We start from the raw sequence: 23,494 nt of genomic DNA, 5'->3' as shown, positions 1-23,494 counted from the left end.
GCGGGTTCAGCGGGTTCAGCGGGTTCAGAGGAAGAGCGGGACCGGATTGAGGTCCTCGTACGGGGTCGGCGCGGCCAGTCTGCCGAGCTGCACCGGGACGTCGAAGAGGCGTCCGGGGGCGTAGCGGGCCCAGTGGGGTCTGAGTCCGGGCACCACGACCTTGACCACCGGCAGGCCGACGTCGGGCCGCGTCTGGTCGAGTACGAGGAGTTCCATCCCCTTGCCACGCAGCAGCCCTACGACCGCCTCGATGTCCTCGTACAGGTCGCCGTTCGGAGTGTAGGGGTGCGTGTCCGGGCCCGTCGGGGCGCAGTCCGCGGGGAGGAGATACGGGTGATCTTCCACGGTCGCCGTACGCAGCCATTCGCGTACGTCGGGGTCCTCGGCGGCCGCGCGGGAGACGCTGCCGTCGGGTGCCACCACGTGCGGCATCATCTGGTTCAGCTCGGTCAGGGCGCGGCGCAGCGCGATCGCGGGGTCGAAGTGGGCACCGAAGCCGAACATGATGTCCTGCCGCTGCCCGGGTTCGGCGCCGACAATCCTCGACAGTGCGGCCATGACCGGGATGCCGAGGTCGGCGGTCAGGTCGAGGACCCACACCTCGCGGTCCAACGAGGCGTGCACACGCTTGAGTTCACTGATCCACGGGTCGTCGAAGGCGTCGAGGTCCACGGCGGGGTGACGGGTGCGGTTGTACCACCACAGGGCCAGCGCGTCGCGCTCGACGAGTTCGAGGAAGCCCTGGAGTACGGCGTCCTCCACCGTTCCCCCGGCTGCGGTGCCGTTCGAGGTGGCCAGGCAGGAGAAGCCGCCGGGAGGCTGGGGTACCCCGTAGTAGAGCAGCGCGGTCGGGAGCAGCTTGTGCCGCTGCTCGGTCACCGACCACAGCGGTGTCCAGTCGGTGGCTGTGTCCGCCTCGAAGGGGTCGGCCACGTACTGGAAGGGGCCGTGCGCCTCGTTCCACGCATCGCGGCCGGTGAACTGCCGCTCGTCGTAGAGCTGGACGGAGTCGGGGTGGATGGCATCGGCGGCCAGTTCTCGGTAGCTGCCGCGGACCGTGGACTCGCCGCCCTCGAAGTGGCCGGAGTGGCGTTCGAGGGCCTCGGCGAGGGCGCTGACCCTGGCCTGGATCTCGGTGGCGCCCTTGCCGCCGCAGGAGGCACGCAGTCCGCCGCGTATCGCGCCGAGACCCTGGTTCCCCGCAGCCGGGTTGAGGCCCGCGGAGAAGGAGTTGAAGAATCCCCGGCCGCATTCGTTGCGCACTATGTCGCGCACCAGCCCAGTCACCGGATCGACCAAGTGACCGAAGCGGTCCAGAAGTTGCTGAGGCGTGAGACTGCGATGGCCGTTTCCGTTGGTGTCCCGCTTGATCCGCGAGCGCAGCACGACCGGGGCCTGCACCTGGGCGGTGGTCATCGCAGGCTCGCCGCAGGTCGGGCACTGCGGGCGGCGTACGACGGGGTGGAGTTCCCCGGCGAGGGTGAGCCCGTCGAGGGTACGCAGCGCCTGCTGGCTCGCATCGCGGTATCCGGCAAGCCACTTGGCGGCTTCGAGGCCGGCCAGCTGAAGGGCGGCGAGCCGGGCAGCGGGCAGCGTGCAGGAGGGCCGGGGCACCGGGCCCGAGCGGCCCAGCATGCGCTGGACGTGGGCCTCCACCGGGCGGGTCCGCCACAGGCGTTCGGCCAGGCAGGACCAGCAGGGCCCGTCGGGGTCGCCGAAGAAGGGGCCGATCCACATCTCGGTGCCCTCGGTCTTCACCGGCAGCCAGCGTCGGCCCGCGGCCCGGAACTCCGCGTCGATTACGGCGAGTTCGGGGTCGAGATAGTCGTCGCAAAGGACAACCGTGAGGTCGGCGGGGTCATGGTCGGTCGCGATGGTGAGTCCTGCGACGGCGAGGCTCGCGGAGAGTTCGTCCGCGTCCGCGCTGCCGACCGAGGTGACGCGTACAGCGCCGTGGGCCAGGGCGGTCGCCGCCCTTGTTCCGTCCAGTCCTGCTGCTTCCCAGTACGCCTGCTCGGCGGCCTCCTGCGCGGTCACCTGGCGCTCGCGGCCGCACAGCAGCCCGGCGCCGGTCAGCCGCGACACCAGCCGGGCGGCCTGCCCGGAGGGGAGCGCGTCCGCGGTGTCCTGGGCGATGCGCTCCAGGGGGCGGGTGCCGTCGAGGAAGGGGGCGAGCCGGGCGATCTGCTCGCCGTGCAGCGCGGTGACGCGCTGGTCGGAGATCAGGTACACCGCTTCACCGGGCACCTGCTCGACCCGCAGGTGCGGCTTGAACCCCAGGAGCGGGGCGGCGGTCTGGACGGCCCCCATCAGGCGGTGCGCCGGGCGGTCTCGGCGGTGGCCGACACCGGTACCTGAGTGACGCCGGAGCCCCAGCTGGCATATGCGGGCTGGCTCAAAACGGCGTACCGCCCGAACTCCTCGATCACAAGATCATCACTGACGGACACTGCGAGGCCGATGTTCGCGTTCATAGGTCTTCCCCCAGGCAGACAGCTGTTGAAGGCGAGGGGGACCTGACCCCCTGGCCGTCGCCCCTTGAGTTCTGGTCGAGGCGACGTCCAGAACTCTGCCGGGTCGGCCGAATCCGCCCCAGTGCCGCGGTCACGGGATGCACATGAAACTTTCATACCCGGCCCCAGGACACTCACATGCCGGGTTCAGGAGCCCGGCACTGCCGTAAGTCGGGGCTGGGTGACAGCTTTTGAGGGTGCTTGGAGCCGGGTCCGAAAACCATCGGGTCATCCGGCAGATCCGACCCCGGAGGAATCCCATGGAGATCAAGGTTCTCGGTCCGCTCATGGCCGAGTCGGGCGGCACGTCGGTCGTCCCGAGCGCCGGCAAGCCCCGGCAGATACTGGCGCTGCTCTCGGTGTACGCCAACCAGGTCATGCCGGTGCCGACGCTGATGGAGGAGATCTGGGGGGCCGACATGCCCCGCAGCGCGCTGACCACCTTGCAGACGTACATCCTTCAGCTGCGCCGGCTGATCGCGGGAGCGCTCGGCCCGGACAGCCCCTACACCGCACGTGAGGTGCTCGCCACCCGGCACGGCGGCTACCTCCTCGAAGTGACGCCGGGTGCGGTGGACGTGCACGAGTACGACCGTCTGGTGGCCACCGGGCGCGGTGCCGCCGAGCGTGGTGACGACGAGAGCGCCGCCGCGCTCTACCGCGAGGCGCTCGGCATGTGGCGCGGCCCGGCCCTGGTGGACGTCCGCCTCGGCCCGCTGCTCGAAATCGAGCTGGTGCGCCTGGAGGAGAGCCGGCTCGGGGTGCTTGAACAGCGCATCGACTCCGACCTGCGGCTCGGGCGGCACATGCAACTGCTCGCCGAGCTCACGTCTCTGACGGCCCGTCACCCGTTGCACGAGAGCCTGCACGCCCAGTGCATGGTGGCGCTGTACCGCTCGGGCCGGCAGTGGCAGGCGCTGGACGTGTTCCAGAACCTGCGGCGCGGGCTCGCCGACGAGCTGGGGCTCGACCCCTCGGCGCGGCTCCAGCAGCTGCACCGCGCGGTGCTCGCCGGTGACCCGGCGCTCGACTCGCACCTGGCCGGGCGTCGCCCGGTGCTCGACCTCTTCGCCGCCTGAGCGGCGCGCGGGCGGCCCGACCGCCCGGCAGCAACGCGTCCGGACCCCGCCCTCTCCCCCCACAGGGCGGGGTCCGACGCGTGCGTGGCTCGATCCGGCCTCTAGGCGATCGACGCACAGTGCCCCCGAACGTCGCCAACGACACTGGGGGTTACCTTGCGAGTCATCGATCTGTCGTCGCCCGTGGACGCGGCCGGCTGGGAGCCGGACCCGATCGTCCACGAGATCATGACGCCCGCCGAGGGCGCCGCGCACATGGCGGCGGAGATGAAGGAGCACTTCGGGCTCGACTTCGATCCGGCCGACCTGCCCGGGGGCGAACTCCTGTCCCTGGACACCCTCACCCTGACCAGCCACACCGGTACGCACGTGGACGCGCCCTCGCACTACGGCTCGGTCGGCGACTACGGGCGGCCCCGGCACATCGACGAGATGCCGCTGGACTGGTTCCTGCGTCCGGCCGTCGTGCTCGACGTGAGCGATGTCGGCATCGGCGCCATCGGCGTGGAGCGCATCGAGAAGCAGATCGCCGAGATCGGGTACACCCCGCAGCCGCTCGACATCGTCATGCTGCACACGGGGGCCTCACAACACTCCGGTACGCCGCGGTACTTCACCGACTTCGCGGGGCTCGACGGCGCCGCCACCGACTACCTGCTCGACCTCGGCGTACGCGTCATCGGCACCGACGCCTGGAGCCTGGACGCGCCCTTCGGGCACATGATCCGTACCTTCCAGGAGACCGGCGACAAGTCGGTCCTGTGGCCGGCTCACTTCGCGGGCCGGCGCCGTGAGTACTGCCAGGTCGAGCGGCTCGCCCAGCTCGACACGCTGCCCACGCACGGCTTCCGGGTGTCCTGCTTCCCCGTGAAGATCGCCGGAGCGGGGGCGGGCTGGACCCGGGCCGTCGCCCTGATCGACGAATGAGAACCGAGAGCGCCGCACGGGAAGACACCGTGACGCCCTGGCTGTTCTGCTTCCACCACGCGGGCGCCGGGATCTCTTCCTTCGCCAAGTGGCAGAAGATCCTCGGCGACACGGCCGAGGTGGTGCCGGTGCTCCTTCCGGGCCGCGGGCCGCGCGCCAAGGAGGCGCGGATCACCGACGCCACGGAACTCATGAACGAGCTGCGGGAGTTGATCACTCCGCTCCTCGACCGGCCCTACCTTCTGTACGGGCACAGCCTCGGCGGTCTGGTCGCGCACGCGCTGACCCGGACCCTGGAGGACGACGGGCTGCTGCCGCCGGCCCGCCTGGTGATCGGCGCCGTACCGCCGCCGCATCTGCGCAACACGCTGCTGCGCGGGGCGCGCCTGCCCGACCACGAACTCATCGACCTCCTGGTCGACTTGGAGGCGGCGCCTCCCGAGGCCGCCGGGCGGGACCGTTCGCTGTGGCAGCGCCAGGTGATCCCGGCGCTCCGCGACGATCTGCGCCTGGGCGAGGCGCTCTGCCAGGTCAACGCCGACATGGCGGTCGGTACGCCGCTGATGGCGCTTGCCGGGCGCGACGACCCGATCGCGCCGCTGTGGGAGGTGGCCGAGTGGGCCGACTACTCGGTGACCCGCTTCCGGCTCCAGACGCTGCCCGGCGGCCACTTCTTCGTACGCGAGCGCGTGGTGCCCGAGCTGCTGCGCGAAGTGGCCCTTGAGCTGCGGGAGTCGCTCAAGGGGAAGTACGACGGCGAGTCGAGCGGGCGTCAAGAGGGCGGGACGAGACTCCTTCCAACAGCGGATCTCACAGCGGACCTATCAGAGAGGTGACGCAGCCGTGCTGCACATTCCCGGGGCGCACCCCCAGGCCCAGCCCAACGAGGGGGACAGGTGAGCCGACGCGTAGTCATCACCGGAATCGGTGTGGTCGCCCCCGGGGGCGTTGGCACCAAGGAGTACTGGTCCCTGCTGACCGCGGGCCGCACCGCGACCAGGGCCGTCTCGCTCTTCGACGCTTCGGCCTTCCGGTCGAGGATCGCCGCCGAGGTGGACTTCGACCCGGTCGCCCAGGGTCTTACCGAGGAGCAGGCCGGACGCCTCGACAGGGCCGCCCAGTTCGCGCTGGTCGGCGCCCGTGAGGCTGTCTCGGACAGCGGTCTGGACATGGCCGGCATCGACCCGTTCCGCACCGGCGTCACCATCGGCAGCGCGGTCGGCGCGACCACCGGGCTCGACTACGAGTACGCGGCGGTCAGCAACAACGGCGCCGAGTGGCTCGTCGACCACGAGCGGGCCGTGCCGCACCTGTACGACTACTTCGTGCCGAGCTCGTTCGCGGCCGAGGTGGCCTGGGAGTTCGGCGCGCAGGGTCCCACGGCCGTGGTCTCCACCGGCTGCACCTCGGGCCTGGACTCGGTCGGCCACGCCGTCGAGCTGATCCGTGAGGGCAGCGCCGACGTCATGATCGCCGGGGCCACCGAGGCGCCGATCTCGCCGATCTCGGTCGCCTGCTTCGACGCCATCAAGGCCACCTCGAACCGCAACGACGAGCCGGAGACCGCCTCGCGGCCCTTCGACAAGTCCCGCAACGGCTTCGTGCTCGGCGAGGGCAGCGCCGTGTTCGTGCTTGAGGAGTACGAGCAGGCCGTGTCGCGCGGCGCGCACATCTACGCCGAGATCGCCGGGTTCGCCTCGCGCTCCAACGCGTACAACATGACGGGCCTGCGGGCCGACGGCGCGGAGATGGCCGAGGCCATCGGCGCGGCGCTGGAGGAGGCCGGGATCCCCGGCACCGACATCGACTACATCAACGCGCACGGCTCGGGCACCCTGCAGAACGACCGGCACGAGACGGCCGCGTTCAAGAAGAGCCTCGGCGACCACGCGTACGCGACGCCCGTCTCCTCCATCAAGTCGATGATCGGGCACTCGCTCGGCGCCATCGGCTCCCTGGAGATCGCCGCGTCCGCGCTTGCCATCGAGCACGGCATGGTGCCGCCCACCGCGAATCTGCACGAGGCCGACCCCAAGTGCGACCTCGACTACACGCCGATCCACGCCCGCGAGCGGGACATCAACACGGTGCTCAGCGTGGGCAGCGGCTTCGGCGGATTCCAGAGCGCGATCGTGCTCACCAAGCCCGAGCGGAGGAAGACGGCATGACGAGCGAGCTGCTCGAACGTACAGCGGTGCGCTCCGCCACCGCGGTGTTCACCGGGATCGGCGTCACCGCCCCCAACGGCCTCGGTACGGACGCCTGGTGGCGGGCGACGGTGGCGGGCGAGAGCGGCATCCGTCCGGTCTCCCGCTTCGACGCCTCCGGCTACCCCTCCACGCTGGCGGGCGAGGTGCCCGGCTTCGACGCCGAGGCGCACATCCCGAGCCGGCTCCTTCCGCAGACCGACCACATGACGCGGCTCGCGCTGACCGCGGCCAAGGAGGCCCTGGAGGACTCGGGCGCCGACCCGGCCGAGATGCCGCAGTACTCGGCGGGCGCGGTCACCGCGGCCTCCGCGGGCGGCTTCGAGTTCGGCCAGCGCGAGCTCCAGGCGCTGTGGAGCAAGGGCGGCCAGTACGTCTCCGCGTACCAGTCGTACGCCTGGTTCTACGCCGTCAACACCGGCCAGATCTCCATCCGGCACGGTCTCCGCGGACCCAGCGGCGTACTGGTCACCGAGCAGGCGGGCGGCCTCGACGCGGTCGCCCAGGCCCGGCGCCAGCTGCGCAAGGGCAGCAAGCTCATCGTCACCGGCGGCGTCGACGGCGCGGTCTGCCCCTGGGGCTGGACGGCGCAGCTCGCCGGCGGCCGGATGAGCCCGGTCGCCGACCCGGCGCGCGCGTTCCTGCCGTTCGACAGCGAGGCCAGCGGTTACGTCGCCGGAGAGGGCGGCGCCATCCTCGTCCTGGAGGACGCCGAGGCGGCCCGCGAGCGCGGCGCCCGGATCTACGGACAGCTCTCGGGTTACGCCGCCACCTTCGACCCGGCACCGGGCCGAGGCGGCGAGCCGGGCCTGCGCCGAGCGGCCGAACTCGCCCTGGCGGAAGCTGGGTTGAGTGCCGGTGATGTGGACGTCGTCTTCGCCGACGCGTCCGGGGTGCCGGAGCTGGACCGCCAGGAGGAGGCGGCGCTGACCGCGCTGTTCGGCCCCCGCGGCGTGCCGGTGACGGCCCCCAAGACCATGACGGGCCGGCTGTCGGCCGGCGGCGCCTCGCTGGACCTGGCGGCGGCGCTGCTCTCCATCCGGGACGCGGTGATCCCGCCGACCGTGAACGTCACGTCCCCGGTCGCGGCCGACGCGCTCGACCTGGTCACCGAGGCCCGGCGCGGCCCGGTCCGTACCGCACTCGTCCTGGCCCGCGGGACCGGCGGCTTCAACGCCGCGGCCGTCGTGACCGCGGCGAACTGAACTCCCATTTGTTGGCATTGAGAGAGGCGAGCTTCATGAATCTCAAGGAACTGACCACGCTGCTGCGCGAGTGCGCCGGTGTCGGCGAGGGGATCGACCTGGACGGTGACGTCCTGGACGTGCCGTTCGACGACCTGGGGTACGACTCGCTGGCGATCCTTCAGGTGACGGGGGTCATCGAGCGGGACTACCAGATACAGCTGTCCGACGACACGGTTGCGGAGGCGTCCACGCCTCGGCTGCTGCTGGAGTTCATCAACGAGTGCCTGTCGTCTACGGCGGCGGCGGCCTAGCCCTGCGGGGTGCCCCTTGCGACGGCTGCCCATCCCTTACGGGGTGCGGCGGCCGTTTGCGTTGCCCGGGGTGCGCCCGCGAGGCAACCCCCTGGGGCTCCGCCCCAGACCCCGGGGAGTTCACCCACCCACCCGCCCGTGCAGGGGGTTGGAGAGGTTGAGCCCTGGGGCTGCGCCCCAGACCCCCTGAGGGGCTGCGCCCCTCGAACCCCCGCAGGGGGCTCCGCCCCCTGCACCCCCGTTCGCGCCTTAAGGGCGCTCGTCCTCAATCGCCGGACGGGCTGGAGGTGCCGACCCCGCCAGCATCAACCCTGCTAGGGGCGCGGGGAACTGCGCGAGCAACCACCCACGGCCCGCACCCGAACCACCACACCCCCGGAGGGTCTAGGGAAGGGGCGGGGTGGGGAAAAAGCCCGCCGCACGCAGAAGTGCCCGCACGCCGGGGGATTGCGTGCGGGCACTGGTTCTGGGGTGGGTCAGATCAGGTCGTCCCGGGTGATCTGGCGGTCCTCGATCTGCCAGGCACCGTCCACCCGCACGATGCGGTCCTCGCACAGCGTGCTGGCCTTGATCTCGGGACGTCCGCCCCGCGGCGTCTCGATGACCAGGGCGTAGCAACGCGCGTTCACCGCGCCGTCGGTGACGCCCTCGACCGAGACCATGCCCAGCCAGTGCCGACGCTGGACGCCGGCCTTGGCGTACGCCTCGGTGGCGGCGGCCGCGGCCGCGGTGATGGCCTCACGGCCCACCGCCGGGACCGGCTGCGCGTTGGCGGCGAACACACCGTCGGTGGTGAAGGTGTGGGCCCACTCCTCGACCTTGCCGTCGTCGAGCAGATGCATCTGCTGCGCGTAGAACTGCTGGATCTCCGTGTACAGCCCGGCGGTGGTGGCGGCCTGCGGCAGCTCGGTGACGCTCATGGGGGTCCTCTCCTCCTGGATCTTCCTGCTCCCTGAGCATCACGGCCCCCGCTCGACCCGCGCTGGTGCGCCGGTGGGGGGCCGGAGCCCCGCGAAGGGGTCCAGCCCCGCTCGATACCCGTTCGAGTGCACCGGCGCACGTTGGCCCCCGTACACCAACCCACCCGAGGAGATTCGTATGACTCAGCCCAAGGTCACCAGCGAGCGCCGGGTCGCGCTCATCACCGGGGCGACCAGCGGGATCGGTCTGGCGTCGGCGCGGGCGCTCGGCGCGGCCGGGCTCGCGGTGTTCATCTGCGCGCGCAGCGCCGAGTCCGTGGAGCTCACCGTGAAGGAGCTCCGTGAGGAGGGCCTGGAGGTGTCCGGCGCGACCGCCGACGTCCGCAGCCCCGAGTCCGTCAAGGAGCTCGTGGCCGCCGCCGTCACCGCGTACGGCCGCGTCGACGTCGTGGTCAACAACGCCGGCCGCAGCGGTGGCGGCGTGACCGCCGACGTGTCGGACGAGCTGTGGGAAGACGTCATCGACACCAACCTGAACAGCGTGTTCCGGGTGACCCGCGAGGCGCTCAACGCCGGCGGCATGCGCGAGCGCGGCTGGGGCCGGATCATCAACATCGCCTCCACCGCCGGCAAGCAGGGCGTGGTGCTCGGCGCCCCCTACTCCGCGTCCAAGCACGGCGTGGTCGGCTTCACCAAGGCGCTCGGCAACGAGCTCGCCCCGACCGGCATCACCGTGAACGCCGTCTGCCCCGGCTACGTCGAGACGCCGATGGCGCAGCGCGTGCGGCAGGGCTACGCCGAGGCGTACGACACCTCCGAGGACGCGATCCTCGCCAAGTTCACCTCGAAGATCCCGCTGGGCCGCTACTCCACTCCGGAGGAGGTCGCCGGTCTGGTCGGCTACCTGGCCACCGACACCGCCGCCTCGATCACCGCGCAGGCCCTCAACGTCTGCGGCGGCCTCGGCAACTTCTGACCCCGAGGGGTCGACGACCGACCCCGACGACGAGCCCGACGGCTCCCTCAACTCCCCTATCGCTTAAGGAAGTTACCCCGTGTCCGTGACCGGAACGAAGCACCACACCCTCCACAGCGTCGCCGTCGCCGCCCCCGCCGAGGTCGTGTACGGGATCGTCGCCGATGTCACCAAGTGGCCGCAGTACTTCGGCCCCAACGTGCACGTCGAGCACCTGGAGCGGGACGACCGCGCCGAGCGCATCCACATCTGGGCGACCGCCAACGGCGCCGTCAAGAACTGGATCTCGCGCCGCACCTTCGACCCGCAGCGCCTGCGGGTCGACTTCCGCCAGGAGGTCTCGACGCCGCCGGTGGCGGGCATGGGCGGCGCCTGGGTGGTCTCCCCCGTGGACGCCGAGACCTCGCTGCTCGAACTCCACCACGACTTCGAGGCCGTCGACGACGCCCCGGACTCCGTGGACTGGATCAACTCGGCGGTGGACCGCAACAGCGCGGCCGAGCTGAACAACATCAAGGAACTCGCCGAGCAGCACGCCCAGTTGGACGACCTGGTCTTCACCTTCGACGACACCGTCCGCATGGACGCCGACGCTGCTGATGTATTCGACTTCCTGAACCGGGCCGACCTGTGGCCCGAGCGCCTGCCGCACGTCGCGCGTCTCGACCTGACCGAGGACGAGCCGGGCGTGCAGGTCATGGCGATGGACACCAGCACCGCCGACGGTTCGGTGCACACCACCGAGTCGATCCGCGTCGTCTTCGCCCCGGACCGCATCGTCTACAAGCAGACCACCGTGCCCGGCCTCATGACCGCCCACACCGGTCGCTGGACCATCGTCGAGGTCGAGGGCGGCGTCGATGTGACCTCCCGGCACACCGTCACGCTGCGGACCGACACCATCGAGAAGTACCTCGGTGAGGGCAAGACCGTCGCCGACGCGCGTGCCTATGTGCACCGCGCCCTGTCCACCAACTCCACCAACACCCTTAAGCTGGCCCGCACTTACGCGGAGGCGCTCCGTGGCTGACACCCTGCCCGAGGTGCCCGACCGGCTCGACCAGCTGCTTTCCCGGGCCGCCGCCGCGCACCCCGCGCGGCGCGCCGTCGTCACCGACGACTTCGATATGGACTACGCCACCTTCGACGCCCGGGTCACCGCCGTCGCCGCCGGGCTCCAGGCGCTCGCGCCCGAGCCCACGGTCGTGGCGGTGGGCACCGTCCTTCACCCGGACGTCGCCGTCGCGTACTACGCGGCCGTGCGGGCCGGGCACACCGTGGCCGTGGTCAACCCGCTGCTGCGCGAGGACGACCTGCTGCACGTGCTCGGTCTCGGCGGAGCCCGCGTGGCGCTGCTCGACACCGGTCTGAACGCGCGCCTGGAGCAGGTCCGCGACCGGCTCCCCGAGCTGCGCGAGGTCGTCCTGATCGGCGCCGGTACCGATGGTCTCGACGCGCTCGCCTCCGAGCAGCCCCTCGCCGCCCACGGCAAGGGGCCCGAGGACACCGCCGCCCTCCAGTTCACCAGCGGAACCACCGGGCGCCCCAAGGCCGTTCGGCTCAGCCACCGCAACGTGACCGTCAACGCGGCGCAGATCGCCCAGGCGCACCGGCTCGACGGCGACACGGTCAGCCTGAACCACCTGCCGACCTACCATCCGATGCACCTCAACTCGGCGATCGCCGCGGGCGCCACGCAGGTCCTGTGCGCCTCGCCGGAGCCGTACGCCGCTCTGATGACCGCCAACCGGCATCGGGCGACGATCCTGTACAGCCTGCCGGTGCGGCTCGCCCGGCTCGCGGCCGACCCGGATCTGGACTCCGTCTCGATGACGTCGGTGCGGCGGATCGCTTCCGGCGGCTCCGGCCTTCCGGTGCCGGCCGCGCGCCGCCTGTCCAAGCGGTTCGGCGTGCCGGTCTTCCAGGGGTACGGGCTCGCCGAGACCTCCCCGCTGACCCACAGCGACGACCCGGACCACCCGGTGCACGGCTCGGTCGGCACCCCGGTCGCCGGGACCGAGTGCCGGGTCGTCGACATCGACTCGCGCGCGGTGCTCGCGGCGGGCGGCGTCGGCGAGGTGCAGCTGCGCGGCCCGCAGGTGATGCAGGGGTACGCGGGCGGGCCCGACGGCACCGGCCTTGAGCCGGACGGCTGGCTGAGCACCGGCGATGTCGGCCGGATCGACGAGGACGGCCGGCTGTTCCTGGTGGACCGGCTCAAGGACGTCTTCAAGTGCGACAACTTCCTGGTGGCGCCCTCGGACGTGGAGCGCGTGCTGCGCCGCGACCCGCGGGTCGCCGACGTCGTCGTGGTCGAGCTGGCCGATGTCGAGCACGGCGCGGTCGCGGGCGCCCTCGTGGTGCTCGCCGGCGCCCACCCGGACGACCTCGCCGATGTCATCGCGCAGGCCAATGACGCCCTGCCGTACTACCAGCACGTACGCGACGCCATGACGCTCGACGCGATCCCGCGCTCGGGCAACGGAAAGATCCAACGACGGGTCCTTGCCGAGCAGTTGACACATCGTCAGCCCGTCGCAAGCTGAGCCGGAGAGGCACCGCATGTCCTTCACCGTCATCAACACGTTCACGCTGCTCGACCCGGCGGGCGCCGAGGAGTTCGAGGCCCGCTTCCTGGCCCACGTGGAGTGGATGCGCGCCCAGCCGGGCTTCCTCGCCCACCAGGCGGTCCGCTCGGCCGACCGGCCCGAGGTGTACGTCAACCTCGGCTGGTGGGAGCGGCCCGAGGACTTCCAGAAGGTCCTCGCGAGCGCCACGTTCCAGGAGCACGCCGAGGAATTCCACAAGATCGTCTCCGTGGAGGCCGACCCCTCGATGGGGCTCGCGCGCTTCGACGGCGTCGCGGGCGAGCCCGGCGACGTGCTCTTCGTGGACTTCTTCACCGTCGAGGCCGACAACGCGGACGTCTTTGTCGGGGCCCACCGCGCCCATGCGCAGGCGGCCGCCGCCGTCGACGGCTTCGTCGCCTCCGACCTCGCCAAGTCGCTGTTCGCCCGCCCCGGCGGGTTCACCGCGCTCACCCGCTGGCGCGACGCGGAAGCCGCGCTCGCGGCGACCGCCCTGCCCGAGTACGCGGCCCTCGCCGCGCTCGCCGAGGTGCGCACCGTGCCCGCCGCCCACGTCGCGGGCAACCGCGCCGAGCTCGCCCCGGCCGGCGCCTGACGGCTCGGGAGGCGGGCCCCGCCCAGAACAGAAGGGATTCACCATGGAGTACCGCCGTCTCGGTGCCTCGGGACCGGTGGTCAGCCGGGTCGCGTTCGGGAACTCGCTGACCGCGGGCAACCAGCTGGACGACCGGGCCGCCTCCGCCTGCGTGCGGGCCGCCCTCGACGCGGGCATCACCACGTTCGACACCGCCGACGCGTACGCCGAGGGCCGGGCCGAGGAGCACCTCGGCCGGGCCCTCGCGGGCGTCGACCGGGACGCCGTCGTGATCTGCACCAAGGTCGGCAGGGGCAGCGGGCCCGGCCCGGGCGCGCTGTCGCGGACCCGTATCGCCGAGAGCCTGGACGCCTCGCTGCGCCGCCTCGGCACCGGGCACATCGACCTGTACCAGGCGCACCTGTACGACGATTCGACGCCGCTCGAAGAGACGATGAGCGCCTTCGCGGACGCCGTGGCCGCGGGCAAGGTCCGTTACGTCGGTGTCTCGGAGTGGGCCGCCGACGAGATCGAGCGGGCCGCGGAACTCGCCCGCGACCTCGGCATCGAGCTGGTCTCGAACCAGCCGCAGTACTCGATGCTGTGGCGGGTCATCGAGGCCGAGGTCGTCCCGGCGTGCGCGCCGCTCGGCATCGGGCAGATGGTCTGGTCGCCGCTGGCCGGCGGCGTACTGACCGGAAAGTACAAGCCGGGGCAGCAGGCGCCCGCGGGCTCCCGGGCGGTGGCCGCCAAGGGCGGAGACGTCTCGATCCAGCGCTACCGCTTCCTGTCGGACGAGGTCCTGGCCGCCGTCGGCCGCGTCGCCGAGCTGGCCTCGGAGACCGATCTGACGATGCCTCAACTCGCCCTGGCCTGGGTGCTGCAGAACACCCAGGTCGCCACGGCCGTCATCGGAGCCTCCGCGCCCGAGCAGATCGGCCGCAACCTCGCGGCCGCCGAGGCCGTGCTCGACCCGGAGCTGCTCGCCCGCATCGACGCGGCGCTCGGCCCCGTCGTGGTCACCGACCCCGGGCTGACCCTGAGCCGCATGCTCCGGGCGAAGGCCGCCGCCACCCCCTCCCCCGCCATCCTCTGAGAGGTACTGCGATGAGCACTTCCACGACCGACAGGGAGATCCACCGGACGCGTGCCGGCATCGAGATCGACGCCTCGGCGGACACCGTCTACCGGGCGCTGACCGATGTGGCCGACTGGCCGCTGCTCTACCCCTGGATCGCGCACACCGAGACCCTGAGCCAACAGGGCCAGGACGACGAGGTGAAGTTCTGGGCGGTGCGCCCGGGCCCCGAGGGCGGCCTGCGCATCTGGACGTCCCGGCGCACCCTGGACCCGGTGGCGCTGCGCATGGACTTCGCGCAGCAGGGCTCGGTGGGCCCGATCAAGGAACTCGGCGGCACCTGGGACTTCCTGCCCCGCCCCGACGGCGGCTGCCGGGTGGTGTCCGGGCACTGGTTCACCACGGACGCGGACCCCGCGGAGACGGCGGGCGAGCTCGACCGGCACGGCGGGCTCCAGATGCGCACCCTCAAGTCCAAGACGGAGCAGCCCGGTTCGCTCACCTCCGACGTGATCCGGGTCGAGGACAGCGCGGTCCTGTCCGGCTCGGTCGCCTCGGTGCACGCCCGGCTCCTGGACGCGCTGCCGTGGCGCGACGGCGAGGAGAGCGCCTGGTTCGGCACCCAGGACGACGCGCCGACCGTGCAGATCGAGCACGGCGGCCACACCCTCGTACAGAAACTGCTCACGCCGCCCGCGCCGGCCGAGCTCTACCGGCGCCGCTGGCGTCTGGTGGAGGCGCCCGGCGGGGTCCTGGTGACGGCGGACGTGCTCGCCGTCGCCCCGACCGGCCGCGACCGGGTCCTTGAGATGGCCACCACCGACGTGCGCTCCGCGCTCGCGCTGGCCGGGCAGCGATGACCGCGGCCGCCGAGGAGGTCCGCGCGGGGGCCCGCACCGACGAGGAGCACCGCAGTGACGTGTGCGTCGTCGGGGCGGGCCCCGCCGGTCTGACCCTCGCTCTGCTGCTGCTCAAGTCCGGGGTGCGGGTGAGCGTGGTGGAGCGTTCGCGCTCGCACCAGCGGGAGTTCCGCGGCGAGATCCTCCAGCCGGGCGCGATGACGGTCCTGGACCGGCTCGGCGTGCTCGCCGGGGCCCGCGAGCGCGGCTGCCACGAGCACGACCGCTTCCGCCTGGTGGAGCAGGACCGGGTCCTGCTGGACATCGACTACCGGGCGCTGCCGGCCCCGTACGACCACCTGCTGTCCATCCCGCAGTCCCACCTGTTGACCGAACTCCTGCTGCGCTGCGCCGAGTTCCCCGACTTCGAGTACGTGGACGGCTGCCGCGTCAACGCGCTGCTGCGCGACGAGCGGGGCCGGGTCACCGGGGCCGCCGCCGACGGGCACGTCTTCCACAGCAAGATCGTGGTCGGCGCCGACGGGCGGTTCTCCAAGGTGCGCCGGCTCGCCGGCATCGAGGCGGGCCGCAGCGAGGCCTTCGACCAGGACGTGCTGTGGTTCAAGCTGACCAAGGACGAGCCCGAAGTCAGCCACGACGTACGGGTGTTCAGGAGCGCGGGCACCAGCCCCGTGCTGGCGTACGGGTCCTGGCCCAACCGGATCCAGGTCGGCTGGACGCTGCCGCACGGCGGCTACAAGAACGTGGTCGCCGAGGGCCTCGGCCACGTCAAGGCGCAGCTGTCGAAGGCGGTGCCGGCGTACGCGGACCTGATCGAGGAGCAGATCACCTCGCTGCGCGACCTCAGCCTGCTCGACGTGTTCTCCGGGCGCGCCGAGCGCTGGGCCACCGACGGCCTGGTCCTGATGGGCGACGCGGCGCACACGCACAGCCCGATCGGCGCGCAGGGCATCAACCTGTCGGTGCAGGACGCGGTCGTGCTGCACCCGCTGCTTGTCGAGTCGGTGGGCCGGGGGGATGCGAGCGCGGCGTTCCTGGCCCGCTTCGAGGAGCGCCGGGCGCCCGACATCGCGACGATGATGCGGCTCCAGGGCATGCAGTCCAAGGCGATGCTGTCGACCGGCACGTTCGCGACGCGGGTGCGCCCGAAGCTCGCGGCCGTCGTCAAGCACACCCCGGTCTACCGCAAGGTGCTGCGCACCATCGCGTTCGGCAACCCGTCGATCGAGGTGGCCGAGGGGCTGTTCACCACCCGTTGAAAAGTACGCGACGCGAAAGGCGGGCCGGGTCTCGAAGACCCGGCCCGCCTTTCGGTGTGCGGTGGTTCGCGGTGCTCAGACGGTGGCGACCTCGGTGCGGGCCGAGTCGACGACCGCCTTGTACAGGCCGCCCTTGACCTCGGCGTGCACGGCCATGGTCTTGGCGTCGGCGGCCATCTCGGGGCTCTGCAGGACCGGCAGGTAGGCCTGGGGGCCGCTCCACCAGCCGATGTTGACGTAGGCGCCGGTCTCGCGGTTGGAGTGCACCAGCTGGTGGCCGAGGAAGCCCTCGTGGCCCTTGACGAAGGACAGGTGGCCGAGGAAGGAGCCCTCGAAGGCCTGCTGGTCGGCGCCCTCGCGCAGGGTGAACGTGGTGAGCGCGACGGCCGCGTCCGCGGACGGCACCGCGAGCTCGCCGAGGCCGTCCGCGGACGGCACCGCGAGCTCGCCGAGGCCGTCGGCCGCGTTCTGGCCGGCCAGGACCGGGCCGTGCACGCTGGTGATGGCGGCGAGGTAGACGAAGCGGCTGCTGACGGCGGTGAAGAACTGCCAGTCGCCGACGACCGTGCGGTGCGCGTCCGCGTCCCGCCACCAGGTCAGGATGACGAAGTTGTCGGGCTCCTTGATGCCGCGGAGCAGCGCGGTGCGCAGCAGACCGTCCTTGGCGGCGACGGCCTCCTTGTACTTGAGGTAGGCCTTCTCGAACTCGGCGCCCTTCGCCTTGTGCTTCTCCTTGAGGACGAAGTGGGCGACCGCGACGACGGGGCTGTTCTCGCTCATGGGGTGTGACTCCGAATCTGAGTGGGTGTGTGGTTACGCGGTGACCGGCTGGTGCGCATAGGCGTGCACGTACTTGTCGAGGACCGTGCGGTAGTAGTCGGGCCCGAAGCCGAGCCCGTACACCGGCGGCACGAGACGGCAGAGCTTGTCGATGGAGACGGGCTGGGCGCCGGAGGCCTCCACGTAGGACTTCTCGGCGCGGGTGCCGAGCAGGTGCTCCATGTGCGTGACGACGTCCTCGATGTGCGGGGCGTGGCCCGAGGCGACGTTGACGACGTCACGGGTGCGGCCGTCGACGAGCAGCGTGTGCACGATCTTGATGACGTCCTCGACGTCGATCAGGTCGCGCTGCGCGCCGCGGTAGACCCGGATCTCGCCGCTCACCAACTGCCGTACCAGGGCGGGCAGTAGCTGGTGGGCGGGCTGGTTGAAGCCGACGACGTGCGACAGGCGCAGGATCAGGTACTCGACGTCCGAGGACTTGACGACCGCTTCGAGGGAGAGCTTGTGGCGGCCGTACGGGGTCGCCGGGTAGACGGGGCCGTCCTCGCGGCCGGGCGAGGCGTCGGGCACCGAGTACATCCCGGCGGACGCCGTGGAGAAGAACACCAGGCGTTTGCCGGTCTTCTCGCAGTGCCGCAGCACCTCGTACAGGCGCTTGGACTCCCGGGTGTACTGCTCCGGCGGAATGTCACCGGCGGCCGAGACCCCGGCGGCCAGCGCCACCACGTCGGGGTGGTGTCCGGCGATGCCTGCCAGGTGTCCGGCCAGGAAGCCCCTGCCGACTATCTCCATGGGGTGTGCCAACTCCTTGTGGTGGGCGGCTTGTTCAGGCTGCGGCGGGCTCGGCCCAGGCCGGGATCTCCAGGATTTCCAGCACGGCGGTGGTGATGGTGTAGCCCGCGCCGCCGCCGTAGAGCATCACGTGGTCGCCGGGCTTCAACTGGCCGGTGAGCAGCAGGTCTTCGAGGCCCGCGGCCCAGTCCCCGGCCCCGATGTGGCCGCTGCGGCGGGCGAACTCCCAGGTGGTCTCGGACTCGTCCACGCCGAGCAGGTGGTGGATCTGGAAGGGGCCCTTGATCCGGCCGGTGGAGGGGATGATGACGTACGCGATGTCGTCCATCTCAAGCCCGGCGTCGTCGAGGACGGCCTGCTTGGCCTCCTGCATCACCTTGCCGAAGCGGATGTTGGTCATCGTCTCGTCGCTGACGGCCTTCTGGGCGTCGCCGCGTGCGGTGAGGTCGATCTGCCGCTCGGCGGCGCGCGAGACCGGGCCGAACTCCTCGTCACCGCGGGCCATCGGCTCAAGGGAGTTGTCCGCGACGGTCGCCGTGGCTTTGAGGCGGGCGAAGCCGCCTTCTGTGGACAGGATGGTGGCGGTGGCGCCGTCGGCGTAGGCGTTGCCGTGCCGCAGCTGCCAGCGGTTGGCGCCGGGGCCGCCGAAGCGGTCGGCGGTGGTGAGCATGACCGCGCTGCCCTTGCCGTAGCCGGCCTTGAGGTGGGCGGCGGCCAGGTCGAGCCCGCTGATGCCGATGTTGCAGCGCTGCTGCACATCGAGGCCGGGCACGGTGGCGCCGACGGTCCGCTTGGCGATGTAGGACGCGGCCGGCCAGATGTCGAGGCCCTGGAACCAGGTGCTGCCGTGCAGGAGCAGGGAGTACGCGGACTTGTTCAGGCCGGAGCGCTCGTGTGCGGTGCGGCCGGCGGCGACGGCCATGTCCGGCGGCGCCGTCCAGCCCTCCTCCTCGCTCTCGCGGGCGATCCGCACGGACTCGTACCCGAAGTCGTCGATCCACTCCTGGCCGCACTCCCCGGCCGCGACGGCCTCGGCCACCGGGACGGGCTCGGGCAGCCAGCTGCCGAGCGAGGCGACATAGATCTCGTTCCAACGCATCCAGCTACTCCCCTGTTCGGCGGTTCGGTCGGTTCCTTCGGGCATACGGCATGCGCCCAAGGTCGCCACCGCCTCTCGAATAGGACTTGAGTGCGGGCGGGGAAAGCCCGGCCCATGGCGGCTCAAGTGGAGTTCGAGTGGGGCGGGTCACGCTCTTGGCCATACCGACGGGCGGCCCGTGAGGGCCGCCCCCACCCCCCAATCGGAGACCCGCCGTGCGCATCCTGTTCACCGCCCATGCGGGCAAGTCGCATCTGCGCCTGCTGATCCCCCTGGCCCAGGCCGCCGTCCGGGCCGGGCACACCGTCGCCGTGGCCGACGACGAGTCCATGCGCGAGGAGAGCGTGAGCTACGGCCTGGAGTTCTTCCCGGCCGGGTTCGACTGGGCCAAGGACCCCTTCTGCATCGAGGCGATCGCGCTTCCGCTGTTCCGGGCCGACCAGGAGGCGTACGAGGAGGGGCTCGTGGAGTGTGTGCTCGGGCCGCCCGCCCTGGCCGCGGCCCGCGACATCCTGAAGATCGCCGCCGACTGGAAGCCCGACCTGATCGTCCGCGAGGGCGAGGAGATGGGCGGCCTGCTCGCCGCCGAGTCGCTCGGCATCCCGCACATCGCGGTGGCCGGCGGCTCGACCCATCTGCTGCTTCCCGCCGTGACGCACGAGCCGCTGAACAAGCTGCGGGCCGAACTCGGCCTGCCCGCCGACCCCGACGACAACTCCGCCTACGGGCACGGCCTCATCAGCTGGCTCCCGGCCGAGTGCACCGGCGACGACCTGGACCCGCGCACCCTGCGCCACTACCGCCAGACCACCCCGTACCGCAGCGACGACAAGGCCCTGCCCTGGCTCGCCGAGCTGCCCGACGACAAGCCGGTGGTGTACGCCTCCATCGGCACGATGGCGCCGTCGATGCCATGGAAGTCCGACGAGGTGCTGCACGCGGTGATCGAGGCGGTCTCGGGGCTCGACTGCACCGCGCTGGTCTCGATCGGCGTGGGCCGCGACCCCGAGGAGTTCGGCGAAGTCCCCCCGCACGTGCGGCTGCTCACCGAGTGGGTCCCGCAGGACGTGCTCCTGGAGGCGGCCGACGTGTTCGTCACGCACGGCGGCCACAGCAGCATCCGCGAGGGCCTGCGCAGCGGTACGCCGATGCTCGTCACGCCGATGTACGACGACCAGCCCAACTCGGCCGAGCACGTCGCCGAGGTCGGCAGCGGCATCAACCTGCCCGCCTACTGGGTCACCGGCGAGACCGTCACCGAAGCCCTCGGCCGGCTGCTCACCGAGCCTTCCTTCCAGCGCAGGGCCTCCGCCGTGCGGCGCTCGGTCCTCGCCTGCCCGCCGGTGGAACAGCTGGTCACCGACCTCGAAGAACTCGTCGCCGCGCACGCGGTCCAGGAGGAGACATGCGCGTCCTAGTGACCGCTCTGGTCCCCAGCCACATCGTGCCGATGGTGCCGCTGACCTGGGCGCTGCGGGCGGCCGGACACCAGGTGCTGGTGGCCGGCGACGCCGAGCTCGTGAAGTTCGCGGCCGCGGCCGGCCTCGACACCCGCCTCGTCGGCGGCGGCGAGACCCGCCAGCGGCTCACCCGGCCCGGCGCCGTGGCGATGCCCGACCGGGCCGGCATGGACCGCCGCGCGGACTCCGAGTGGGACGCGGTCGGCGAGCGCTGGCGCACCCGGCTCGGCGGCTACATCGACGACCTGGTGAACCTCGGCCGGGCCTGGGAGCCCGACCTGGTGGTGACCGACCCGGTGGAGTTCGGCGGACTCGTCGTCGCCGGTGCCCTCGGCGTGCCCGGCATCATCCATCGCTGGGGCCCCGACGACTTCACCAGCCCGCTGCTTCGCCAGGCCAAGGTCCAACTGCACGACCTGTGCGCCGAGTTCGGGGCCGACGGCTTCCCCGACCCGGCCCTCATCATCGACCCGAGCCCGGCCTCGCTGCTCCCCGAGGGCGACAACACCCCGGGCCTGCTCTCGCGGTACGTCCCGTACTGCGGCACCGCCGAACTGCCCGACTGGGCGGTCGTACGGCCCGAGCGGCCCAGGGCCCTGCTGTGCCTGGGCATGTGGCACGGCCGGGTGCTCGCCGAGACGGGCGAACTGCCGCTGGGCTTCCGGAACGTCCTGGACGCGTGCACCGAGCAGGGCCTGGACGTGCTGTTCCCGATCGACGCCCAGTACCACTCGGCGCTCGCCGGGATCCCGTCCTCCGTCAAGGTCGTCGACCGCTTCCCGATCGGACCGGTGATGCGCCACACGGCCCTCGCCGTCCACCACGGCGGCAGCGGCACCAGCATGACCTCGTTCGCCTCGGCCGTCCCGCAGCTGGTGCTGCCCGGCGACAAGCCGTTCCTCCAGACCACCGGCCGGCTCGTCCAGGAGTCCGGATCCGGGCTCAGCCTCGCCACCGAGGCCGAGCAGCACGACCCGCAACTCGTCCGGGAGGCTCTCCTCGGCCTTCTTGAGGACGAGCGTCACCGCAAGGCCGCGCACGACGTACGCGCGGAGATCGAATGCCTGCCAGGCCCCACGGAGCTGGTCCACACCTTGGAAGGGCTGATCTGACATGCGCTCACTCACACAGGAAAGGGAACAGGTGCCACCCCCCATGGCAGAACAGCACGGCCCGCCCGCGGTCGTCTTCAAGGGTGTCGTCAAGGAGTACGGCAGCGTCCGCGCCGTCGACGGGATCGATCTGACGATCGGCCGCGGTGAGACGGTCGCCCTCCTCGGCCCCAACGGCGCCGGCAAGTCCACCACCATCAACATGCTCCTCGGACTGTTCCCGCCGGACCAGGGCACCATCGAGGTCTTCGGCAAGAAGCCCGAACTCGCCATGCGCGCAGGGCACTTGGGGGCCATGCTCCAGGAGGGGAAGATGATTCCCCGGGTCTCGGTGCGCGAGCTGGTCGACTTCGTGCGCCAGACCTACCGCAAGCCGCTGCCGCTCCAGGAGGTCCTGGAGCTCGCCGAGCTCACCAAGATCGCCACCCGTAACGTGGACCGGCTCTCCGGCGGCCAGGCCCAGCGCGTGCGGTTCGCGCTCGCCCTGGCCGGCGACCCGGACCTGGTGGTCCTCGACGAGCCGACCGCCGCCCTCGACGTCGAGTCGCGGCGCGAGCTGTGGGCCGCGATGCAGCGGTACGCCGAGCGCGGCAACACCGTCCTCTTCTCGACGCACTACCTCGAAGAGGCCGACGACAGCGCCGACCGCGTCGTCGTCATCGCCTCGGGCCGGGTCGTCGCCGACGGCACGACCTCGCAGATCAAGTCCATGATCGAGGGCCGCACGGTCAGCTTCGTGCCGCGCGGCGCCCAGAACGGCTTCGACCTGCTGCCGGGCGTCAGCTCCGTGGAGTTCCGCGGCGGCCGCGTCCACCTGCGCACCAGCGACTCCGACTCGACGGTGCACGCACTGTCGCGCGCCGACGCCTTCACCGACCTGGAGGTCTCGGGCGTGGGCCTGGAGGAGGCCTTCATCGCGCTCACCCACCAGTCCCGCCACGCGGCCGCCGCTCCGGAAGGACGGACCAACTGATGCTCGGTTACATCCGCCTCGAAATCCTGCGGCTCGTCCGCAACGGCGGCTACCTCATGATGAGCCTCATCATGCCGGTCGGCCTGTACGTCACCCTCGCGGGCGGCGGCCCCGACCAGGAGTCCCTGGTGCGGGCCATGGTCGGCGCGGCCGCGTTCGGCGCGCTCGGCGTGGTCATCACCAACGGCACCGGCATCGCCGAGGACCGGGCGCTCGGCTGGCTGCGCCAGCTGCGGCTCACCCCGCTCTCGCCGGTCCAGGTGGTCATCGCCCGCGGCGCGGTCGCCACCTGCCTCGGCATCCTGCCGATCGTGGTCATCGGCCTGATCGGCAAGTTCTACCGGGGCGTCGACCTCTCGCCCGGCACCTGGCTGGAGATCTTCCTGCTGCTCTGGGTCGGCATCGCCCCGCTCGCGATGCTCGGCATCGGCATCGGCTACCTCTTCAAGGCACAGCTCGCGCAGATCGCCGGCACCGTCTCGTACCTGACCCTGACGCTGCTCGGCGGCCTGATGATGCCGACCGACAGCCTTCCGCAGTGGCTGCAGCCGCTGTCGAAGGAGACCCCGGTCTACCGCTACGCCCAGCTCTCCTGGGACGCGGCGGCCAACTCCGCGCCGAGCGGCACCGGGCTCGGCGTGCTCGCCCTGTGGACGGCGCTGCTCGCGGCCTTCGCCGCCTTCGCCTACCGCAGGGGCGGCCGTCGCGCCTGATCCGTACCGCGTCCGAAGTGCCCGCAGGGACTCCCCCTGCGGGCACTTTCGTGTTCGTACCGGACGCGAGTCGCATTCGAGCG

Annotated in this window: 23 protein-coding genes; 17 read left to right on the top strand and 6 right to left on the bottom strand. The window is 71.7% G+C overall.

Features of this window, described 5'->3' with window-relative positions; all coding sequences use genetic code 11:
• Positions 1-24 precede the first annotated feature (24 nt).
• Positions 25-2,310: a TOMM precursor leader peptide-binding protein gene (locus OHA17_RS26765; protein WP_406508690.1), complete on the bottom strand. Its 2,286-nt coding sequence runs from the start codon at positions 2,308-2,310 to the stop codon at positions 25-27.
• Positions 2,310-2,474 (bottom strand): hypothetical protein, encoded by a 165-nt coding sequence (locus OHA17_RS26760; RefSeq protein ID WP_406508689.1) that lies wholly within the window; start codon positions 2,472-2,474, stop codon positions 2,310-2,312. The genes OHA17_RS26765 and OHA17_RS26760 overlap by 1 nt, the downstream gene beginning before the upstream one ends.
• A 299-nt stretch (positions 2,475-2,773) precedes the next feature.
• On the opposite strand from OHA17_RS26760, the gene OHA17_RS26755 reads away from it, so the two are divergent.
• From OHA17_RS26755 to OHA17_RS26730, 6 genes are all read left to right on the top strand, one after another.
• Positions 2,774-3,592, top strand: a complete 819-nt coding sequence (locus tag OHA17_RS26755; protein ID WP_406508688.1) for a BTAD domain-containing putative transcriptional regulator — start codon at positions 2,774-2,776, stop codon at positions 3,590-3,592.
• Positions 3,593-3,748: 156 nt separating this feature from the next.
• Entirely contained in the window at positions 3,749-4,519 is a 771-nt protein-coding gene (locus OHA17_RS26750) for a cyclase family protein (RefSeq protein ID WP_053726114.1), read from the top strand.
• Positions 4,516-5,355, top strand: coding sequence for an alpha/beta fold hydrolase (locus OHA17_RS26745; protein ID WP_053726115.1), 840 nt, complete (start codon positions 4,516-4,518; stop codon positions 5,353-5,355). Before OHA17_RS26750 ends, OHA17_RS26745 begins: the two co-directional genes overlap by 4 nt.
• A 60-nt stretch (positions 5,356-5,415) precedes the next feature.
• Positions 5,416-6,687, top strand: coding sequence for a beta-ketoacyl-[acyl-carrier-protein] synthase family protein (locus OHA17_RS26740; RefSeq protein ID WP_406508687.1), 1,272 nt, complete (start codon positions 5,416-5,418; stop codon positions 6,685-6,687).
• Positions 6,684-7,931, top strand: coding sequence for a ketosynthase chain-length factor (locus tag OHA17_RS26735; protein WP_406508686.1), 1,248 nt, complete (start codon positions 6,684-6,686; stop codon positions 7,929-7,931). The genes OHA17_RS26740 and OHA17_RS26735 overlap by 4 nt, the downstream gene beginning before the upstream one ends.
• Positions 7,932-7,966: 35 nt before the next feature.
• Complete coding sequence (locus OHA17_RS26730; protein ID WP_406508685.1) at positions 7,967-8,224, top strand: acyl carrier protein; 258 nt, start codon at positions 7,967-7,969, stop codon at positions 8,222-8,224.
• A gap of 476 nt (positions 8,225-8,700) precedes the next feature.
• On the opposite strand, the gene OHA17_RS26725 is transcribed toward OHA17_RS26730, so the two are convergent.
• Complete coding sequence (locus OHA17_RS26725; RefSeq protein ID WP_406508684.1) at positions 8,701-9,144, bottom strand: nuclear transport factor 2 family protein; 444 nt, start codon at positions 9,142-9,144, stop codon at positions 8,701-8,703.
• Positions 9,145-9,322: 178 nt separating this feature from the next.
• Here OHA17_RS26725 and fabG point away from each other — a divergent pair, with 178 nt between their 5' ends.
• The 7 genes from fabG to OHA17_RS26690 all read left to right on the top strand — a co-directional run bounded on the left by fabG (position 9,323) and on the right by OHA17_RS26690 (position 16,479).
• Positions 9,323-10,120, top strand: a complete 798-nt coding sequence (fabG, locus tag OHA17_RS26720) for a 3-oxoacyl-ACP reductase FabG (RefSeq protein WP_053726120.1) — start codon at positions 9,323-9,325, stop codon at positions 10,118-10,120.
• 79 nt (positions 10,121-10,199) lie between these two features.
• The gene (locus OHA17_RS26715; RefSeq protein ID WP_406508683.1) at positions 10,200-11,150 is read left to right on the top strand and encodes an aromatase/cyclase; all 951 of its coding nucleotides are present in this window, start codon (positions 10,200-10,202) and stop codon (positions 11,148-11,150) included.
• Positions 11,143-12,666, top strand: a complete 1,524-nt coding sequence (locus OHA17_RS26710) for an AMP-binding protein (protein WP_406508682.1) — start codon at positions 11,143-11,145, stop codon at positions 12,664-12,666. The genes OHA17_RS26715 and OHA17_RS26710 overlap by 8 nt, the downstream gene beginning before the upstream one ends.
• A 16-nt stretch (positions 12,667-12,682) precedes the next feature.
• Complete coding sequence (locus OHA17_RS26705) at positions 12,683-13,303, top strand: antibiotic biosynthesis monooxygenase family protein (RefSeq protein ID WP_406508681.1); 621 nt, start codon at positions 12,683-12,685, stop codon at positions 13,301-13,303.
• Positions 13,304-13,346: 43 nt separating this feature from the next.
• A complete protein-coding gene (locus tag OHA17_RS26700; RefSeq protein WP_406508680.1) occupies positions 13,347-14,378 on the top strand; it encodes an aldo/keto reductase in 1,032 nt (343 codons plus the stop codon).
• A gap of 11 nt (positions 14,379-14,389) precedes the next feature.
• Positions 14,390-15,220 (top strand): SRPBCC family protein, encoded by an 831-nt coding sequence (locus OHA17_RS26695; RefSeq protein WP_406508679.1) that lies wholly within the window; start codon positions 14,390-14,392, stop codon positions 15,218-15,220.
• A complete protein-coding gene (locus tag OHA17_RS26690) occupies positions 15,217-16,479 on the top strand; it encodes an FAD-dependent monooxygenase (RefSeq protein ID WP_406508678.1) in 1,263 nt (420 codons plus the stop codon). The genes OHA17_RS26695 and OHA17_RS26690 overlap by 4 nt, the downstream gene beginning before the upstream one ends.
• Before the next feature lie 75 nt (positions 16,480-16,554).
• Here OHA17_RS26690 and OHA17_RS26685 read toward each other — a convergent pair whose 3' ends face one another.
• The 3 genes from OHA17_RS26685 to OHA17_RS26675 are packed head-to-tail and all read right to left on the bottom strand — an operon-like array spanning position 16,555 to position 19,153.
• Positions 16,555-17,259: an antibiotic biosynthesis monooxygenase gene (locus tag OHA17_RS26685; RefSeq protein ID WP_406508677.1), complete on the bottom strand. Its 705-nt coding sequence runs from the start codon at positions 17,257-17,259 to the stop codon at positions 16,555-16,557.
• Between the two features lie 33 nt (positions 17,260-17,292).
• Positions 17,293-18,054, bottom strand: a complete 762-nt coding sequence (locus OHA17_RS26680; RefSeq protein WP_398871764.1) for an NAD-dependent epimerase/dehydratase family protein — start codon at positions 18,052-18,054, stop codon at positions 17,293-17,295.
• A gap of 34 nt (positions 18,055-18,088) precedes the next feature.
• Positions 18,089-19,153: a ketoacyl-ACP synthase III family protein gene (locus OHA17_RS26675; RefSeq protein ID WP_406508676.1), complete on the bottom strand. Its 1,065-nt coding sequence runs from the start codon at positions 19,151-19,153 to the stop codon at positions 18,089-18,091.
• A gap of 215 nt (positions 19,154-19,368) precedes the next feature.
• Here OHA17_RS26675 and OHA17_RS26670 point away from each other — a divergent pair, with 215 nt between their 5' ends.
• Genes OHA17_RS26670 through OHA17_RS26655 form a run of 4 tightly spaced genes read left to right on the top strand, consistent with a single transcriptional unit; the run spans position 19,369 to position 23,411 of the window.
• Positions 19,369-20,571, top strand: coding sequence for a glycosyltransferase (locus OHA17_RS26670; protein ID WP_406508675.1), 1,203 nt, complete (start codon positions 19,369-19,371; stop codon positions 20,569-20,571).
• Positions 20,559-21,725 (top strand): nucleotide disphospho-sugar-binding domain-containing protein, encoded by a 1,167-nt coding sequence (locus OHA17_RS26665; RefSeq protein WP_406508674.1) that lies wholly within the window; start codon positions 20,559-20,561, stop codon positions 21,723-21,725. Before OHA17_RS26670 ends, OHA17_RS26665 begins: the two co-directional genes overlap by 13 nt.
• 43 nt (positions 21,726-21,768) lie before the next feature.
• Positions 21,769-22,698 carry an ABC transporter ATP-binding protein gene (locus OHA17_RS26660; RefSeq protein WP_053726132.1) on the top strand — a complete coding sequence of 310 codons (930 nt, stop codon included), beginning with the start codon at positions 21,769-21,771 and terminating at the stop codon, positions 22,696-22,698.
• The gene (locus tag OHA17_RS26655) at positions 22,698-23,411 is read left to right on the top strand and encodes an ABC transporter permease (RefSeq protein ID WP_053726133.1); all 714 of its coding nucleotides are present in this window, start codon (positions 22,698-22,700) and stop codon (positions 23,409-23,411) included. The genes OHA17_RS26660 and OHA17_RS26655 overlap by 1 nt, the downstream gene beginning before the upstream one ends.
• Positions 23,412-23,494 lie beyond the last annotated feature (83 nt).

This window comes from Streptomyces sp. NBC_00212 (genome assembly GCF_045206365.1).
Classification (GTDB): Bacteria; Actinomycetota; Actinomycetes; order Streptomycetales; family Streptomycetaceae; genus Streptomyces.
The sequence above is the reverse complement of the archived record's forward strand: the minus strand, read 5'-3'. Positions and strand labels throughout refer to the sequence as shown.